Source organism: Nocardia sp. NPDC050718, from assembly GCF_040654235.1.
Classification (GTDB): domain Bacteria; phylum Actinomycetota; class Actinomycetes; order Mycobacteriales; family Mycobacteriaceae; genus Nocardia.
Genome location: NZ_JBFAHQ010000001.1, coordinates 1,413,933 through 1,430,598, shown reverse-complemented (window position 1 = coordinate 1,430,598; position 16,666 = coordinate 1,413,933). Strand labels below are relative to the sequence as shown.

Here is a 16,666-nt window from a genome sequence, read left to right as displayed (position 1 = left end):
CGCACTGGTCGAGTGTACAAGTCATCGCAGGTAGGCCCCGGTGCGTGTGGGCGACGGCACAGTGGCACCCGGCGAAACGGACACAACACAGTGCGTGTCGGATCCGCGAACTCCATCGCGGGTCCGGCGGAACCGTCGATAACCTGGACGGGTGACTCTTTCGCCTCCTGCCGATCAGTTCGCCCTCAGCGGCACCTTCAATTTCCGCGATGTGGGCGGGCTGCGCACCACCGACGGTTCGACGATCCGGCCCGGTGTGCTGCTGCGCTCGGCCCAGTTGAGCGGTCTCGACGCGAAAGGGCACGACACCCTGCGCGGACTGCGCGTCACCGACGTGCACGATCTGCGCGGCCTGGCCGAGATCGACCACATCGGCCACGACATCCTGCCCGCGGGCGTCCGGCTGCACGTCACCCCGTTCGACTCGCGGATGGGCGAGGCACCGCCGCACGAGGCCGAGACCGTCTCGGCGCGCACCCACATGCTCGAGGTCTACCGGCAGTTCCCGGTGATGCCGGAGGCACACGCCGCGATCACCCGGCTGGCCACCTCCGTCGCCGAGGGCGACGGCGCGGCGCTGGTGCACTGCGCGGCGGGCAAGGACCGCACCGGCTGGGCGGTGGCCACGCTGCTGCGCGCGGTGGACGTCACCGAGGACGACGTCTACACCGACTACCTGGCCAGCAACGCCGCCGTCGAACCGCTACGGCGGCTGCTGGAGCCGAAGATCGCCGACGGCGCGGCCCTGTCGGCCGACCTGCTCGGTGTACAAGAGGACTACCTGCGCACCGCCGACCGCACCGTGCGCGAGACCTACGGCGACACCGAGGGCTACCTGAGCGCGATCGGCCTCACCGGCGAGCTGCGCGCGGCGCTGCGCACCCGGCTGCGCTGAGCTACAGCCCGCTGACGCGGCGCTGCCGCACCGGCAGCACCGCGCGGACCAGACCGTTGTCCTCGATGCTCACCAGATTGCCGGTGTGGAACCAGCTTCCGCTGAACCGGGCGACCGAGGCGTCGGGATCGTTCCAGTAGCGCCTGCTGACATTCGGGCCGCGGCACAGCAATTCGCCGCGGCCCGCGCTCGCCTGCGGCCCGGACAGGGCCAATTCCGTCCCGCCGAAAGCGAATCCGAGGGTGGACGCGGATTCGGCGAGGTCGGTGTCGTCGACCATCAGGCCGATGCCGCTGGTCTCCGTCGCGCCCCAGACCGACCACTGCCTGGCCGCCGGGAACAGGTCGCGCAGCGCCGCCGTCAGCGTGGCCGGGGCGGCCGCGGCGGCGCGTTCGGACCGATGACAGGCCTTGCTGATCCGCCGCACCCCCGCGCCCGCCCGGCGCGCGGCGAGTTCGGGGAGCAGGCCCGCGAAGATGCGCGGGGTGCCCGAGACGGTGTCGATGCGCTCGGTGTCGAGCACGTCGGCGAGGCTGGGCGCACCGGGCGCGAGCACCACCGTGCCGCCGACCGCGAAGGTGGGCAGCAGCTGGTCGACACACCCGCTGGCGTGCGCCAGCGGCAGCAGCACCAGGTTGCGCAGGCCCTCGGCGGGCAGGTCGAGCGCGCCGATCACCGAGGACACCGCCGAGAGCAGGTTCTCGTTGGTCAGCTCGACGCCGGTCGGCACCGGCCGCCGGGCGGCCGTGCCGGTGTAACAGAGCAGCGCCGGATCATCCAGTGCCGCACCGTCATCGATATAGGCGGCGCTGTCGGGCAGCGGGCCGTCGGGGCCGAGCACGAAGTCGGCGCTGCTGTCGGCGATCACCCGCTGCGCCACCGCGACCGGCAGCGAATCGGGGACGAGCACCGGGACCGCGCCGGAGAGCAGCGCGCCGAGGAACGCCTGCACCCAGCGGGCGCTCGTCGGCATGTGCACCGCGACGCGGTCGCCGTAGCCGATGCCCCGGTCCTGCAGCCCACCGGCGATCCGGGACGCGCTGTGCCACAGTTCGCGATAGGTCAGCCGCGGCCCGCCCACCTCGACGACCGCCTCCCGGCCGGTGAACGCGTGCACCCGCAGGTCGAGCAGCTCGGTGAGGGCCGGGCTGAGGTCGCCGTAGCGCAGGATCCCGTCGGACCCCCTGGTCAGCCGCCCGGCCGCACCGTTGGCAGGGAACTCGATGATGGTCGCGCCCTCGTGCTCGCTCTGACCCATCCGGACCTCCACGTACGTCGATGCAGCACCGCACCTGTGACTATATGACGTGGATCACACAGCTGTCAGGCACTCGGCGCGCTCATTCGCCGCGATAGGTCGCCTTACCCGGGCCGATCTCCAGGAAACTGCGCACCGCGCCGCGCAGGTCGGCGGTCGCGAACAGCTCGCCCGAGATATCCGGCGTCACCGAATCCGCGTGTGCCACACCGCCGGAACGCCACGCCTCGATGATCTGCTTGGTCGCCGCGTGCGCGCGGGTCGGGCCTGCGGCCAGGCGCGCGACCAGCGCCGCGGCGGCGGCCTCGACATCGTCGTGCACCGCGTTGACCACGCCCCACTCGGCCATCGTGGCGGCGTCGTAGAGGTCACCGGTCATCACGAACTCGCGGGCGCGGCCTGAGCCCGCGCGTTCGGCCAGCCGCTGCGGGCCGCCCATCGACGGCGTCAGCCCGACGACCGTCTCGACCAGCCCGAACTTGGCCTTGGGCGCGGCCAGGATGAAGTCGCAGGCCAGCGCGATCTCGAAGGCGGCGGTGAGGGTGAGGCCGTGCGCGGCGAAGACCACCGGGCACGGCAGGGCCTCGATCGGGTGGATGATCTGGGCGAACAGGTCGTTCCAGAGGCGGGCGCCCTCCTCGACGGTGAGCCCGTCGAAGATGTTCACGTCGACGCCGCCCGAGACGACCTTGCCCTCGGCGCGGATCAGCACGGCGCGCGGCGGCTGCTTGCCCACGGCGGCGATATCGGCGATCAGCGAGTCGATGAGCCGGCGGTCGAACAGGTTCAACGGCGGGTGGGCGATGGTGATCGTCGCGATCTCGGCACCGTCTGCGGTGAAGTCGCGGATCAAACGGGTCGGCTGCGTTGCGCTCATCCGGTCAGACTAGAACCAGCTCCCGCGCGAGGACCAGCACGGAGATCGCGCCCACATCATGGAACCGGCGGGGTGTCGGCGCTCGTTGGCATGATGAGCTGTCGGGGACCGCGGTGCCCTACAGTTCGTTTCGTCAGGCGATGAGGAGGACAACGCCGTGTTCAACAAAGCGATCGAGAAGGCCGTGGTCGATGTGCTCGACACGGGGTCCAAGCTGCAGGCACCCGCGGTGCGCAAATACGTCGCCTTTCTCCGCGAGCGTCATCCCGGTGAGAGCCCGGCCCAGCTCGTGGAGCGGCTGGAGAAGCAGTATCTGCTAGCCGTCACCGGCAGCGGCGCGGCGGTCGGCGCGACCGCGGCGGTGCCCGGCGTCGGCACGCTGGCCGCCCTCGGCGCGATCAGCGCGGAGACCGCGTTCTTCATGGAGGCCTCCGCCCTGTTCACCTTGGCCAGGGCCTATGTCCACGGCATCGAGCCGGAGGACAAGGAGGCCCGCCGGGCGCTGGTGCTCGCCGTCGTCCTCGGCGACGCGGGCATGGCGATCGTGCAGAAGGGGCTCGGCACGTCGTCCAAGAACTGGGCGGGCACGCTGGCGAACAAGGTGCCGGGGATCGCCTCGATCAACAACCGGCTGCTGCAGCAGTTCATCAAGCGCTTCATCACCAAGCGCGCCGCGCTCATGGCGGGCAAGATCCTGCCCGCCGGCATCGGCGCCGCCATCGGTGGCGCGGGTAACCGTGCGCTGGGCAAGGTGACGATCGACAACGCGCGCAAGGCTTTCGGGCCTGCGCCCGCGTTCTGGCCGTCCCCGCTGCATCCGGTCATCGAGGCCGATCCGCTGCCCGCGATCGACGCCCCCATAGCGAAGAACCAGTGAGCGCGCGCCGCGGCGACGCTGTGCGACTGCGCGGTGTCGGCAAGCAGTTCGAGCTGGTCAGCGCCGTGCACGAGGTCGGCTTCGCGGTGCCCGCCGGGTCGGTCACCGCGCTCGTCGGTCCCACCGGGGCTGGCAAGTCGACGGTGCTGCGGATGGTGGTCGGCTTGCAGAAGCCGACCACCGGCACCGTCGAGATCGACGTGCCGGGCACCGGTCCGGGCGCCGTCGGCGCGGTGCTGAGTCCGCGCGGCCTGCATCCGGCGCGCACGGTGCACGATCATCTGCGCTGCTACGCGCCGGTCGCGGGGGCATCCCGGCGGCGGGTCGCGGCTGTCCTCGCCGAAACCGGGCTGGCCACGGTCGCCGATACCCCGATCGCGCGGTTGCAGCCCGGTCAGCAGACCCGGCTGGCACTGGGCACCGCGCTGCTGGCCGATCCCCCGCTGCTGGTGCTCGACGACCCGTTCACCGGCGCCGACGGCAGGGAACGCGGCTGGCTGCACGAACTGCTGCGCGGGCACACCGCCCGCGGCGGCACGGCGCTGGTCAGCGCCGACAAGCTGGCCGATGTGGTGGCGACGGCCGATCAGCTCGTCGTGCTGAGCGAGGGCGCGGTCGTCTGGCAGGGCACCCCGGCCAAGCTGCGCCGCGGCCATCCGGACCGGCTCGTCGTCGCCGCCTCACCCTCGATCGCGCTGGCCACCGCGCTGGCCGCGCGGGGCTACACCGACGCGGTGATGCGGCCCGACGGCAGGCTGGCCGTCGCCGAGGCGAGCGAGGCCACCCTCCGCGAGGTCGCCGAGGCCGCGCAGGTGCGGATCGGCAGCATCGTCGCCGATCCGATCCATCCCGACCGGGTCCTCGCCTCGCTGACCAAACCCCGCGGCCACCGGCACACCGTGCCGGCGCCGCACGCGAATCCCGCCGCGTTCGCCCCGGCGCCGACCTCGTATGGGATGCCACGATGACCGCAGTGCTGCCCGCCGATCTCCTGCCCGGCATCGAGTCCGAGGCGCGCAAGGTCGTCGCCGTGCGCCCGGCGCGGCTGTTGCTCGCCGCGCCCGTGGCGCTCGCGCTCGTCGGTACGCTGATCACCGCGCTGATGTCCGGGCCCGCCGATCCGAAGGGTCAGCCCGCCACCGGCGCCGCGACCATCGGGCTGTATCTCGGGCTGGCCGCGGTGTTCGTGGTGGCGGCCCTGCTCGGCATCGCCGCCACCGGCGGGGAGTACCGGCGCAAGACCATGGCGCTGACCGTGCTGTTCGCGCCCGACCGGACCCGCCTGGTCGTCGCCAAGTTCGCCGCCACCGCGGCGTTCGCCTTCGCCGTAGCGCTGGCCGCCGAGGTGGTGAGCCTGCTGGCCCTGCTGGTGGCCGGACGCGGCAAGTTCGACTTCGGCTGGCAGCTGACGGAGGTGCTCGGCGCCGGTCTGCTGGTCGCCCTGTGCTGGGCGGTGATCGGCGCGGGCCTCGGCCTGCTGCTGCGGACGGTCAGCGGCGCGGTCTGGCTGGTGCTGGGGTGGGCCTTCATTCTCGAACCGCTGATCTGGGTGGTGGTCAAGGGCTTCGGCGCGGGCGGCTTCGCCACCCTGCTGCCGGTCTCCGCCACGGTCGCGGGCGTCAGCGCGGGCTCGTTCGCCGAGGCCGAGGTCTTCGCGCCGACGCCCGCCGCCCTCGTGGTCCTGTTGCTGTGGACGGCCGCGATCGGCGCCGCGGGCTGGTGGGACCTGCGCACCCGCGACCTGTAGGCCCGGTGGCAGCCACCGAACCGGGCTGGATCCGCAGGCTCTGGCGCCTGAGCCTGGAGCATCCCCGGCTGCTCACGGGCATCACCGCCGCGGTGCTGGCCGGTGCGGTCGTCTCGATCGCCGCGCCGCTGGCGACCAAACGCGCCGTCGACGCGGCGGTCGCGGGCGATACCTCGGTCATCGGCAGTGCCGCGGCGCTGCTGGCCCTGCTCGCGGTCGGCCGGTTCGTCGCCACCTTCGCGCGCAGGCTCTGGGCGGGCAAGCTGTCGCTCGAGGTGCAGCACAGCCTGCGGGTGTCGCTGCTGGCCGCGCTGCAACGGCTCGACGGCGCGGGTCAGGACGCGATCCGCACCGGCCAGGTGGTGTCGCGCTCGATCACCGATCTCCAGCTGGTGCAGGGCCTGCTGGCAATGGTCCCGTGGTCGGGTCTCGCGGTCTTGCAGTTCGTGCTCTCGGCCGTGGTGATGGTGTGGCTGAGCCCCCCGCTGGCCCTGGCCGCGCTGCTGGTCGCGCCCGCGATGGCGGTGATCGTGCTGCGGGTGCGGCCCCGGCTGTACGCGGCGACCTGGTCGGCCCAGCAGCGCGCCGCCGACCTCGCCGAACACGTCGAGCAGACCGTCACCGGGGTGCGGGTGGTGAAGGGGTTCGGGCAGGAGGCCCGAATGGTCGACGTGCTCGAGGAGCACGGCCGCCGCCTGTTCGCCGAACGCCTGCGCGCCGCCCGGATCAATGCCGGGTTCGCGCCGGTGGTCTCGGCGCTGCCGCAGGCGGGACTGGTCGCGGTGATCATCGTCGGCGGCGTGCTGGCCAGGCACGGCGCGATCGGCGTGGGCACCTTCCTGGCGTTCACCGCCTACCTGGCCACCATGACGTCCTCGGCGCGCACGATCACCTCGGTGGTGATCATGGGCCAGCTCACCGAGGCCGCCGTCGACCGGGTCTTCCAGGTCATCGACGCCGCGCCGGTGCTGGTCGACCCCGACAAGCCGGTCACCCTGCCGCCCGGCCCGCTCGGCATCGAATTCGACGCGGTGAGCTTCGGCTTCGCGGCCGATCAACCGGTGCTCCACGAATTGGACCTCACCGTGCGGCCGGGCGAGACGGTCGCCGTCATCGGTCCGGCCGGATCGGGCAAGTCGACGCTGTCGCTGCTGCTGCCACGCTTCTACGCGCCCGACGCGGGCCGGATCAGCCTGGTCGGCGCCGACGGCACCCGGGTCGACCTGGCCGAGCTGCGCGCCGACGAACTGCGCGGCGCGCTCGGCGTGGTCTTCGACGATCCGTTCCTGTTCTCCGACACCATCGCCGCCAATATCGCGCTCGGCCGCCCCGAGGCCACCGACGCCGAGATCAGGGCCGCCGCGACGGCCGCCGCCGCCGACGAGTTCATCGCCGAACTCCCCGACGGCTACGACACCGTCATCGGCGAGCGCGGCCTCACCCTGTCCGGCGGGCAGCGCCAGCGCATCGCCCTGGCCAGGGCCCTGCTCACCCGGCCCCGCGTGCTGGTGCTCGACGACGCCACCTCCGCGGTCGACGCCGTCACCGAGGCGGAGATCTTCCGCAGGCTGCCCGATCCCGGCGGCCGGACGACGCTGATCCTGGCCCACCGCGAGTCCACGCTGGCCCAGGCCGACCGGGTCATCCGGCTGCCCGCGCCGCTGGGCGCCGCCCTGCCCACCGCGCCCTCCGCCACCACGAACCGCCCCGACGGCGGCCGCCCACGGTCGATGGCCGCGGCGGCCACGGACCTGAGCGAGACACCCGAACTGCGCGCCGCCGTCGACGCGCTGCCCCCGGCCACCGAGCACCCCGGCCTCCCCGGCGACCTGCGCGCACCGCAACCCGACTTCGGCTTGCGCGCGCTGCTGCGCCCGGTGCGCGGCCTGGTCTGCGCGGTGATGCTGCTGCTCACCGTCGACGCCCTGATCGGTGTCGCCTTCCCGCCGCTGGTCCGCTACGCCATCGACACCGGCGTCACCGCGGGCGACGGCACCGCGCTGGCGATCGCGGGCGTCGTCGGGATCGGGCTGGTGCTGACCGGGCTGATCGTCGGCGCCGCCGTCACCGTGCTCACCGCGCGCACCGGCGAACGCGTGCTGTTCGGCCTGCGGGTGCGCAGCTACGCGCACCTGCAGCGGCTCGGCCTCGACTACTACGAGCGCGAACTGTCCGGCCGGATCATGACCAGGATGACCACCGACGTCGACGCCCTCTCGACGTTCCTGCAGACCGGCGTCGCCACCGGCCTGGTCGGGCTGATCACCCTGGTCGGCGTCGCCGTCGGCCTGGTCTTCATCGACGCGGGGCTGGCGCTGATCGTGCTGGCCACGGTGCCGCCCATGCTGCTGGCCACGCTGGCGTTCCGCCGGGTGTCCTCCTCGGCCTACACGGTCTCCCGCGAGCGGGTGTCGGTGGTCAACGCCGATTTCCAGGAGAACATCGCGGGCCTGCGCGCGGTGCAGGCCGCGCGCAGCGAGCCCGGCGCCGCGCGCCGCTTCGCCGAGTACTCGCACCGCTACCGCGACGCCCGCGTCCGCGCCCAGCGCGCCATCGCCGCCTACTTCTCCTTCGGGCTGGCCTGGGCCGACCTCGCCCTGGCCGTCGTGGTGTACCTCGGCGCGAACGCGGTCGCCGATGGCCGGACCACGACCGGAACGCTGGTCGCCTTCGTGCTGTATCTGGGCCTGCTGTTCGGCCCGATCCAGGAGCTGTCGCAGGTATTCGACGGCTATCAGCAGGCCAGGGTCGGCCTGCGCCGGATCGGCGACCTGCTGCGCACCGAGTCCTCGATCGCGCCCGATCCGCCGGACGCGGTGCCCGTCGACCGGCTCGACGGCGCGATCGTCTTCGACGACGTGCGCTTCCGCTACCCCGGCGCCGCCGCCCCCGCGCTCGACGGTGTCTCCTTCACCGTCCCGGCGGGCTCGACGCTCGCGCTCGTCGGCGCGACCGGCGCGGGCAAATCGACGATCGTGAAGCTGCTGGCCCGGCTCTACGACCTCCCGGCCGACCCCGCGGCGGGCTCGATCCGTGTCGACGGGGTCGATTTACGTAAATTTGTGCTCACCGACTTCCGCGGCCGGCTGGGAATTGTGCCCCAGGAAGCTCACCTGTTCACCGGCGACGTCGCGAGCAACATTGCATTCGGGCAACCTTTCGCCACGGCAGTGGACATCGGCACCGCGGCCGCCACCGTCGGCGCGGCGCAGATGATCGACGGATTACCCCAGAAAATGAACCAACCGGTCGGTGAAAGAGGGCGCGGACTGTCCGCCGGACAGCGTCAGCTGATCGCCCTCGCGCGGGCCGAACTGGTCGATCCCGATCTGCTCCTGCTCGACGAGGCGACCTCCACCCTGGATCCGGCGACCGAGGCATCGGTGCTGGTAGCGAGCCGATCGCTGGCGCGCGGCCGGACCACCGTCGTGGTCGCGCACCGGCTGGCCACCGCGGCGCGGGCCGACCTCGTCGGCGTGGTCGAGCACGGCCGGGTCGTCGAATTCGGCACGCCGCAGGAACTGCTGGCCCGAGGCGGACGTTACGCGCGACTCTGGGCGGCGGGTGCCGAAGCCGAGGGAATACTGTCGGCGCGTGACCGGTAGCACCCGGGGAGATCGGGTCAGTCGCAACACGGGTATGCCGCTGGGCATATGCTCGGTGAGGGCGCATCGGCAGCCATCCGCTGATACCCCTGCCGGGCACGTCACAAACGTCGCAGCGCGAAGAACGAAATGAGGCGAACACCAGCTGTGAGCAGCTCAACTTCCCAGTTCGGACAGAACCAGTGGCTAGTCGACGAGATGTATCAGAAGTTCAAACAGGACCCATCCTCGGTCGACGCCAGTTGGCACGAGTTCCTCGCGGATTACACTCCGGAGGTCGGCACCGAATCAGGTAACAGCCAGGCTCCGGCTCCCGCCGCCGCTGCGACACCCCCGCCGGCCGCCGCTCCCGCCGCGGCTCCCGCGCCCGCCGCCGCCAAGCCCGCCGTGGCGCCCCCGCCGCCGGCTCCGGCACCGGCCCCCAAGCCCGCTCCCGCGACCGTGCGCGCACCGCAGACCACACCTGCCCCGGTGTCGAACGCACCGGCCACCGCCGCGCCCAAGGCCGCCGCCGTCGCCGACGAGACCAAGGTGCTGCGCGGCCCGGCCGCCGCCATCGCGAAGAACATGTCGGCCTCGCTGACGATCCCCACCGCGACCTCGGTGCGCGCGATCCCGGCCAAGCTGATGATCGACAACCGCCTGGTGATCAACAACCACCTGGCCCGCACCCGCGGCGGCAAGATCTCCTTCACCCACCTGCTCGGCTACGCGATCGTGCAGGCGGTCAAGGCCTTCCCGAACCTGAACCGGCACTTCGCCGAGATCGACGGGAAGCCGAACTCGGTCACCCCGGCGCACACCAACCTGGGCCTGGCGATTGACCTCGTCGGCAAGGACGGCAACCGCTCGCTGGCCGTCGCGGCCATCAAGGGCACCGAGGACATGAGCTTCGGCCAGTTCCACACCGCCTACGAGGACGTCGTCCGCCGCGCCCGCGAGGGCAAGCTCACCACCGACGACTTCGCCGGCGTCACCATCTCGCTGACCAACCCGGGCACCATCGGCACCGTGCACTCGGTGCCGCGCCTGATGCCGGGCCAGGGCGCGATCATCGGTGCCGGAGCGATGGAGTACCCGGCCGAGTTCCAGGGCATGAGCGACGAGCGGATCGCCGATATCGGCGTCGGCAAGCTGATGACGCTGACCTCGACCTACGACCACCGCATCATCCAGGGCGCCGAGTCCGGCGACTTCCTGCGCACCATCCACAACCTGCTGATCTCCGACGAGTTCTACGACGAGATCTTCCACGGCCTCGGCGTGCCGTACGAGCCGGTCCGCTGGCGCAAGGACATCAGCGAGCGCGGCGTCGACAAGAGCGCCCGCGTGCTCGAGATGATCGCGGCCTACCGCAACCGCGGTCACCTGATGGCCGACACCGACCCGCTGCGCCTGGTCAAGGACAAGTTCCGCAGCCACCCCGACCTCGATGTCACCGAGCACGGGCTCACGCTGTGGGACCTCGACCGCACCTTCAACGTCGCCGGCTTCCACGGCCAGGAGCGGATGAAGCTGCGCGACGTGCTGTCGATCCTGCGCGACGCCTACTGCCGCCACGTCGGTGTGGAATACACCCACATCCTCGAGACCGACCAGCTCAAGTGGATCCAGGAGCGGGTCGAGCAGAAGCACGTCAAGCCGACGGTCGCCCAGCAGAAGTACATCCTGAACCGCCTCAACGCCGCCGAGGCGTTCGAGACGTTCCTGCAGACCAAGTACGTCGGTCAGAAGCGCTTCTCGCTCGAGGGCGCCGAGGCCGTCATCCCGATGATGGACGCCACCATCGACCAGTGCGCCGAGCACGCGCTCGACGAGGTCGTCATCGGCATGCCGCACCGCGGCCGCCTCAACGTGCTGGCCAACATCGTCGGCAAGCCGTACTCGAAGATCTTCACCGAGTTCGAGGGCAACATGAACCCGGCGGCCACCCACGGCTCCGGCGACGTGAAGTACCACCTCGGCGCGCAGGGCCAGTACCTGCAGATGTTCGGCGACAACGAGATCGAGGTGTCGCTCACCGCGAACCCCTCGCACCTGGAGGCGGTCGACCCCGTCCTCGAGGGCCTCGTGCGCGCCAAGCAGGACCTGCTGAACAAGGGCGACGGTCCCGAGGGCTTCTCGGTCATGCCGCTGATGCTGCACGGTGACGCCGCGTTCGCCGGTCAGGGCGTGGTCGCCGAGACGCTGAACCTGGGTGGCCTGCGTGGCTACCGCGTCGGCGGCACCATCCACATCGTGGTGAACAACCAGATCGGCTTCACCACCGCGCCGGAGAACAGCCGCTCCACCGAGTACTCCACCGACATCGCGAAGTTCATCGGCGCGCCGATCTTCCACGTCAACGGTGACGACCCGGAGGCCTGCGACTGGGTCGCGCGCCTGGCGGTCGACTTCCGGCAGAAGTTCCGCAAGGACGTCGTCATCGACCTCGTCTGCTACCGCCGCCGCGGGCACAACGAGGGCGACGACCCCTCGATGACCCAGCCGGAGATGTACGACGTCATCGACACCAAGCGTTCGGTCCGCAAGGCCTACACCGAATCGCTGATCGGTCGCGGCGACATCTCCATGAAGGAGGCCGAGGACGCGCTGCGTGACTACCAGGGTCAGCTGGAGCGCGTGTTCAACGAGGTCCGCGAGCTGGAGAAGTACGTTCCGGAGCCGTCGGAGTCCGTCGAGGACGACCAGAAGGTTCCCGCCACCGTGCAGACCGCGGTCGACAAGTCGGTCCTGCAGCGCATCGGCGACGCGTTCAACACCCCGCCGGACGGCTTCAACGTGCACCCGCGCGTCAAGCCGGTGCTGGAGAAGCGCCGCGAGATGGCCTACGAGGGCAAGGTCGACTGGGCCTTCGCCGAGCTGCTGGCCTTCGGCACGCTGATCGACCAGGGCCACGACGTGCGCCTGACCGGTCAGGACTCGCGCCGCGGCACCTTCACCCAGCGGCACGCGGTCATCATCGACCGGCTCAACGCCGACGAGTACACCCCGCTGCACAACATCGGTTCGGACAAGCCGGGCTGGTTCGCGGTGCACGACTCGGCGCTGAGCGAATACGCCGCCGTCGGCTTCGAATACGGCTACTCGCTGGGCAACCCGAACGCCCTGGTGCTGTGGGAAGCCCAGTTCGGTGACTTCGTCAACGGCGCGCAGTCGATCATCGACGAGTTCATCTCGTCCGGTGAGGCCAAGTGGGGCCAGCTCTCCGACGTGGTGCTGCTGCTGCCGCACGGCCACGAGGGCCAGGGTCCCGACCACACCTCGGGCCGCATCGAGCGCTTCCTGCAGCTGTGCGCGGAGGGTTCGATGACCGTCGCGGTGCCGTCCACCCCGGCGAACTACTTCCACCTGCTGCGCCGCCACGCGCTCGACGGCATCCGTCGTCCGCTGATCGTCTTCACCCCGAAGTCGATGCTGCGCAACAAGGCCGTGGTCTCCGACATCAAGGACTTCACCGAGTCGAAGTTCCGCTCGGTGTTCGACGAGCCCACCTACGAGCAGGGCGTCGGCGACACCACCAAGGTCAAGCGCATCCTGCTGACCTCGGGCAAGCTCTACTACGAGCTGGCCGCCGAGAAGGCGAAGCAGAAGCGCGAGGACGTGGCCATCGTCCGGATCGAACAGCTGTACCCGATCCCGACGTACCGCCTCAACGAGGCACTGGCCAAGTACCCCAACGCGACCGACATCGTCTGGGTCCAGGAGGAGCCGGCCAACCAGGGCGCCTGGCCGTTCTTCGGCCTCAACCTCCCCGAGGTCCTCCCCGAGCGCCTCGGCAAGCTGCGCCGCATCTCGCGCCGCGCCATGTCGGCCCCGTCCTCGGGCTCGTCGAAGGTGCACGCCGTGGAACAGGCCGAGATCATCGCCGAGGCCTTCGAGCCGACCGCGTAGTTCCTCGCACACAACGGCCGACGCCGGGTGGATCCACACGATCCGCCCGGCGTCGGCCGTTTCCCATGCCGGTCCGGGTAGATCTCAGCTCTTCACGCGGCCCGGTAGTATGCCATCGACGAATCATCTTGGGGGGAGAGTTATTTCGTGATCCTCGATGCGAATCCCGCCTCCCGCCAGTGGGAGCTGCGGTGAACGACTTCTCGGTCCAATTGGGTAGCCTCGCCGGATTCCGGCTGGACCTGGAAGACCTCGGCACCAACTTCTCGTCGAATGCCTCGCGCCTGCTGTCGACCTTCTCGATCCCCGCCGATACCGCCGGACTGCTGTCCACCCTGGCGCCGTCGTTCGAGAAATTGCAGACCACCCTGTCGTCATCCCACGGACAGGATCTGTCGAGCCTGAGCACCTTCGGCTCCGCTCTCGCCACGGCCGGAACCCAGTACCTGACAACGGACACCACCTCGGCACAGGCGATTTCCGCGGTGCGTGCCGATGAGGCGGTGAGCGTCTCGGGCGACCCCGGGGCGGTGAACAGATTCGCCGGACTGCAACTGCCGACGCTCACGGCGACCGATGATGCCCAGTTCACGGTTCGGCAGCTGGTGAACAGCGGCATAGAGGTTCTCTCGCCCTATGACGACAAGCTGAGCGAGGCGATCGGTATCAAACCCGCTGCGGACTACTTGAACCCGCTGGCCGCGGACTGGGAGGTATTGCAGCCACTCGGCGATCGGATCTGCCAACTCGGCATCAACGACTTCGTGTCGTCACAGAACCTCTCCGGAGGACTCGGCTGGCTGCAGTCCACCTGGATCGGAACGGCGGCCGAGGCTTTCGCGTCGAGTGCGACCACCCTCGGGCAGGCGATCTCGACGCGCAGTGACGACCTGGACGCGACGTCGAAGATCGTCCGCAACGGCGGTGCCTACCTGGAGCGCCTGGTCTCCAACCAGGCGATAGGGCTCAGCAACGACCTCACACAGCCGATGACCTTTCTGGATATCACTCTCCCGCTATCGCATTGGGCCCTGATGATCAACGGACCGATGCGCGAATCGTTCCGAACGGACATCGTGGCCGCCGTCGACGCGATGAAGACATCGGCGAACGCGAGACGAGATGCGATAGCCACGGCGGTGGAGCGAATCTCCCAGGCGATGGACTACTCGCCGGGTCGGGCGAGGCCGACCTACGATGCGGCCGAGTTCGAGATCCCGGACAAAGTGGCCGCCGACGTCGGTGTGCGGCGATACGGACTCGACAACAACGTGTGGTGGGAGAACAGCATTGCATCCGCCTGAAGACCGGGAACTGCCGATCAACCGGGCGATCTACGGTTCGGACACCGGAGTCATGAGCAAGGTGGCAGCGACATTGGCACGAACCGATCTCACGGCCGTTCTGGTGGCCTGGGATTCGTTCGGCTACGACCTCGCGCCGAAGCTGCTGCGGATCTACATGCGTGACGAGGGTCCCGACCACAACTACCGATTCGACAGCGCCGAGATCCGCAAGATCGTCAAAACGAGCGCCGTGCAGCGGGCGGCGGCCGCCAGCCTGGATGAGGTGAAAGATCTGGCGCGGGCGGATCCCCGCATCGGAGTGACGAGGGAAATCACGCCCGCCGGTTGGATCGGCAACGTCGAGATCGGCGATGACGACGACCTGGCGAATGCCCTTGGGCACTTCGACGTCGCAGTGGGCACCGACACCACGGTCCACCAGGCCGACGACGGCAGCCTCCGGGCGGAGATGGACTACCGGATCTATGTCTACGACTACTACAACTTCGATCTCAAAGGTGATCACCTGATCAACATCAATCCCGCCAAGACCATCAACAACGAAGCGCGGCAGCTGGAAGAGGCTGGGTGGGCGCGCGCATTCAAATCCAGGGGTGAATCCGCCCTGCAACACTGGAGCGGAACGCTGTGAGCCCGGTCGTGCGTCAGCGCAGCTACTCGGGCGGCTTGGCCTGCCTGCTGGTCGGGCTGGTCGTCGGCTGTTCCAGCGGTGATTCCGATGACTTGAGAAGCCTGGCGTCCTGCGGAGAGTTCGTGTTCCCGGAGGACGCGAAAGTGGTCTGGTTCCACGAGAACGCGACCTTTGGTGACACGCTCCTGGATGCGGTTGTCGAGATATCCGGGAGCGAGGTCCCGGAATTCAAGCAGCGGTCGCAGTTGAACAAGTTCGAACCGGGAGTCCCCAAGTATTGGCGCCAAACCTGGAGCGACATCGGCCAGGCGCAACTGCTGGCGAATGACGCCGGGAACGAACACCTGGTGGAGCTGAACCAGAGCCCGACCAGATGGGTCGTGGTCCACGATTCCGGCCAGACGAGGCAGCTCTTCATCAGGGTCGGATGCTGAGCAGTCGGCCGGGCTCGATCCCGTAATCGATGCCGAAGGGGCGGATCCGGGTGGATCCGCCCCTGTCGGTGTTTCGGTTAGCCGTTCAGCGTGATCCAGGCCTTGCCCGAGAGCTGTTCCAGATCATGGTGATTGGGATAGGTGTCGGTGGTCGCCACGATGCTCGCTTCGACGCGGCCGACACCGGGGCCCATGCCCATGCCGGTGATCACGCCGTCCGGGGCGTGTTCGAGGACGCCGTTGCTGTCGACCTTGTGGGACTGGGCGTTCGCGACGCCGGTGTCGAGATTCTTCCACCGCACCGAGACGCGGTACACCTCGCAGTTCTGCCCGGTCTGGACGATTTTCACGCGGACGCCGAGCTGCCCGGCCTGCGGCTGCGGGACCGTCTCGGCGTTGACGATGGCCGCGCAGCCGTTCCCCGGAAGCCTGGCGAGGGTCGGGTTGAACTGGACGACCTGGTCCGACGGCAGGGCCGCCGCCGGACCACTGAACCCGACGAGCGCGGCAACGGCCGCTGCGGCGGCCACCCCGACCCGAACCGAAACCCGTTGACCTTGTGTGCTTTTCAGACTCATGCAACGGATTTCGCGACTCGCCCATAGTTCGTTACCCATCGTAATGGTCTCGATATGGCAACGGCGCCGATGCCGGTGGTCAGCCCACGTTGCGGGTGCAGACCACGTCGATGACCTGGGTGCCGCTGAGGTCCGAGGAGCCGAAGTTGGCCAGCCGGGCGATCGGGACACCGTCGGACAGGCGGTCGATGGCCTTGCGGATGGCCTCGCTGCGGTTGGGACCCGAGGCGGCCGCGACCCAGCCCTCTTCGTTCCACACCAGCGCGCCGCACCCGTTGGCCCAGGTGGTCATCACACCGCAGTCCTCACCGCCCGCGGCGACGCAACTGTCGATCACGGCGGCCCGGGCGCTCTCCGCGCTGTCCCAGTTCGCCGCGGACCAGCTCTCCCATTTCTGCGAGCTGAACCCGATCGCGCCGAACAGATCGCCCGCCGCGTTCGCCGAACCGGCAACCAGTACCGACCCGGCCGCAAGACCGAGCGCCGCGACGGCGACGCCGGCCTTACCCATGAAACTCATCGAAAGATCCCCTCGTGGAATGGATTCCGAAATTCGGAACCGC

The 16,666-nt window shown here is 69.8% G+C and carries 13 protein-coding genes; 9 read left to right on the top strand and 4 right to left on the bottom strand.

Translation table 11 applies throughout. The annotated features are described in order from the left end of the window. Window positions 1–151: 151 nt before the first annotated feature. A complete protein-coding gene (locus AB0H54_RS06715) occupies window positions 152–895 on the top strand; it encodes a tyrosine-protein phosphatase (protein ID WP_357343295.1) in 744 nt (247 codons plus the stop codon). A 1-nt stretch (window position 896) separates the two neighbouring features. Here AB0H54_RS06715 and AB0H54_RS06710 read toward each other — a convergent pair whose 3' ends face one another. Further along, window positions 897–2,153 carry an AMP-binding protein gene (locus AB0H54_RS06710; RefSeq protein WP_355276247.1) on the bottom strand — a complete coding sequence of 419 codons (1,257 nt, stop codon included), beginning with the start codon at window positions 2,151–2,153 and terminating at the stop codon, window positions 897–899. An 82-nt stretch (window positions 2,154–2,235) separates the two neighbouring features. Beyond that, on the bottom strand, window positions 2,236–3,030 hold the full coding sequence (locus tag AB0H54_RS06705) for an enoyl-CoA hydratase/isomerase family protein (RefSeq protein ID WP_355276249.1): 795 nt from the start codon (window positions 3,028–3,030) through the stop codon (window positions 2,236–2,238). 157 nt (window positions 3,031–3,187) lie between these two features. Between AB0H54_RS06705 and AB0H54_RS06700 the strand changes: the two genes are divergently transcribed. From AB0H54_RS06700 to AB0H54_RS06665, 8 genes are all read left to right on the top strand, one after another. Continuing rightward, window positions 3,188–3,907, top strand: coding sequence for a hypothetical protein (locus AB0H54_RS06700; RefSeq protein WP_355276251.1), 720 nt, complete (start codon window positions 3,188–3,190; stop codon window positions 3,905–3,907). Beyond that, window positions 3,904–4,875, top strand: a complete 972-nt coding sequence (locus AB0H54_RS06695; protein WP_357343292.1) for an ATP-binding cassette domain-containing protein — start codon at window positions 3,904–3,906, stop codon at window positions 4,873–4,875. The genes AB0H54_RS06700 and AB0H54_RS06695 overlap by 4 nt, the downstream gene beginning before the upstream one ends. Beyond that, on the top strand, window positions 4,872–5,654 hold the full coding sequence (locus AB0H54_RS06690) for an ABC transporter permease (protein ID WP_357343290.1): 783 nt from the start codon (window positions 4,872–4,874) through the stop codon (window positions 5,652–5,654). The genes AB0H54_RS06695 and AB0H54_RS06690 overlap by 4 nt, the downstream gene beginning before the upstream one ends. A 47-nt stretch (window positions 5,655–5,701) precedes the next feature. Continuing rightward, the gene (locus AB0H54_RS06685; protein WP_357344231.1) at window positions 5,702–9,259 is read left to right on the top strand and encodes an ABC transporter ATP-binding protein; all 3,558 of its coding nucleotides are present in this window, start codon (window positions 5,702–5,704) and stop codon (window positions 9,257–9,259) included. 129 nt (window positions 9,260–9,388) lie between these two features. Then, a complete protein-coding gene (locus AB0H54_RS06680) occupies window positions 9,389–13,153 on the top strand; it encodes a multifunctional oxoglutarate decarboxylase/oxoglutarate dehydrogenase thiamine pyrophosphate-binding subunit/dihydrolipoyllysine-residue succinyltransferase subunit (protein WP_355276256.1) in 3,765 nt (1,254 codons plus the stop codon). Between the two features lie 191 nt (window positions 13,154–13,344). Further along, the gene (locus AB0H54_RS06675) at window positions 13,345–14,457 is read left to right on the top strand and encodes a hypothetical protein (protein WP_357343288.1); all 1,113 of its coding nucleotides are present in this window, start codon (window positions 13,345–13,347) and stop codon (window positions 14,455–14,457) included. After that, window positions 14,444–15,091 (top strand): hypothetical protein, encoded by a 648-nt coding sequence (locus tag AB0H54_RS06670; RefSeq protein WP_357343286.1) that lies wholly within the window; start codon window positions 14,444–14,446, stop codon window positions 15,089–15,091. The genes AB0H54_RS06675 and AB0H54_RS06670 overlap by 14 nt, the downstream gene beginning before the upstream one ends. Continuing rightward, window positions 15,088–15,525, top strand: coding sequence for a hypothetical protein (locus AB0H54_RS06665; protein WP_357343284.1), 438 nt, complete (start codon window positions 15,088–15,090; stop codon window positions 15,523–15,525). The genes AB0H54_RS06670 and AB0H54_RS06665 overlap by 4 nt, the downstream gene beginning before the upstream one ends. A 77-nt stretch (window positions 15,526–15,602) precedes the next feature. On the opposite strand, the gene AB0H54_RS06660 is transcribed toward AB0H54_RS06665, so the two are convergent. Both AB0H54_RS06660 and AB0H54_RS06655 read right to left on the bottom strand, forming a co-directional pair. Beyond that, entirely contained in the window at window positions 15,603–16,055 is a 453-nt protein-coding gene (locus tag AB0H54_RS06660) for a hypothetical protein (RefSeq protein WP_357343282.1), read from the bottom strand. 127 nt (window positions 16,056–16,182) lie between these two features. Further along, window positions 16,183–16,623 (bottom strand): DUF4189 domain-containing protein, encoded by a 441-nt coding sequence (locus AB0H54_RS06655; protein ID WP_357343280.1) that lies wholly within the window; start codon window positions 16,621–16,623, stop codon window positions 16,183–16,185. Between the last annotated feature and the right edge of the window lie 43 nt (window positions 16,624–16,666).

What these genes read in the sequence shown, in the direction of transcription:
- AB0H54_RS06705 (WP_355276249.1), bottom strand. Translation starts at nt 3,030, where the DNA reads ATGAGCGCAACGCAGCCGACCCGTTTGATCCGCGACTTCACCGCAGAC.
- AB0H54_RS06710 (WP_355276247.1), bottom strand. Translation starts at nt 2,153, where the DNA reads ATGGGTCAGAGCGAGCACGAGGGCGCGACCATCATCGAGTTCCCTGCC.
- AB0H54_RS06655 (WP_357343280.1), bottom strand. Translation starts at nt 16,623, where the DNA reads ATGAGTTTCATGGGTAAGGCCGGCGTCGCCGTCGCGGCGCTCGGTCTT.
- AB0H54_RS06690 (WP_357343290.1), top strand. Translation starts at nt 4,872, where the DNA reads ATGACCGCAGTGCTGCCCGCCGATCTCCTGCCCGGCATCGAGTCCGAG.
- AB0H54_RS06680 (WP_355276256.1), top strand. Translation starts at nt 9,389, where the DNA reads ATGAGGCGAACACCAGCTGTGAGCAGCTCAACTTCCCAGTTCGGACAG.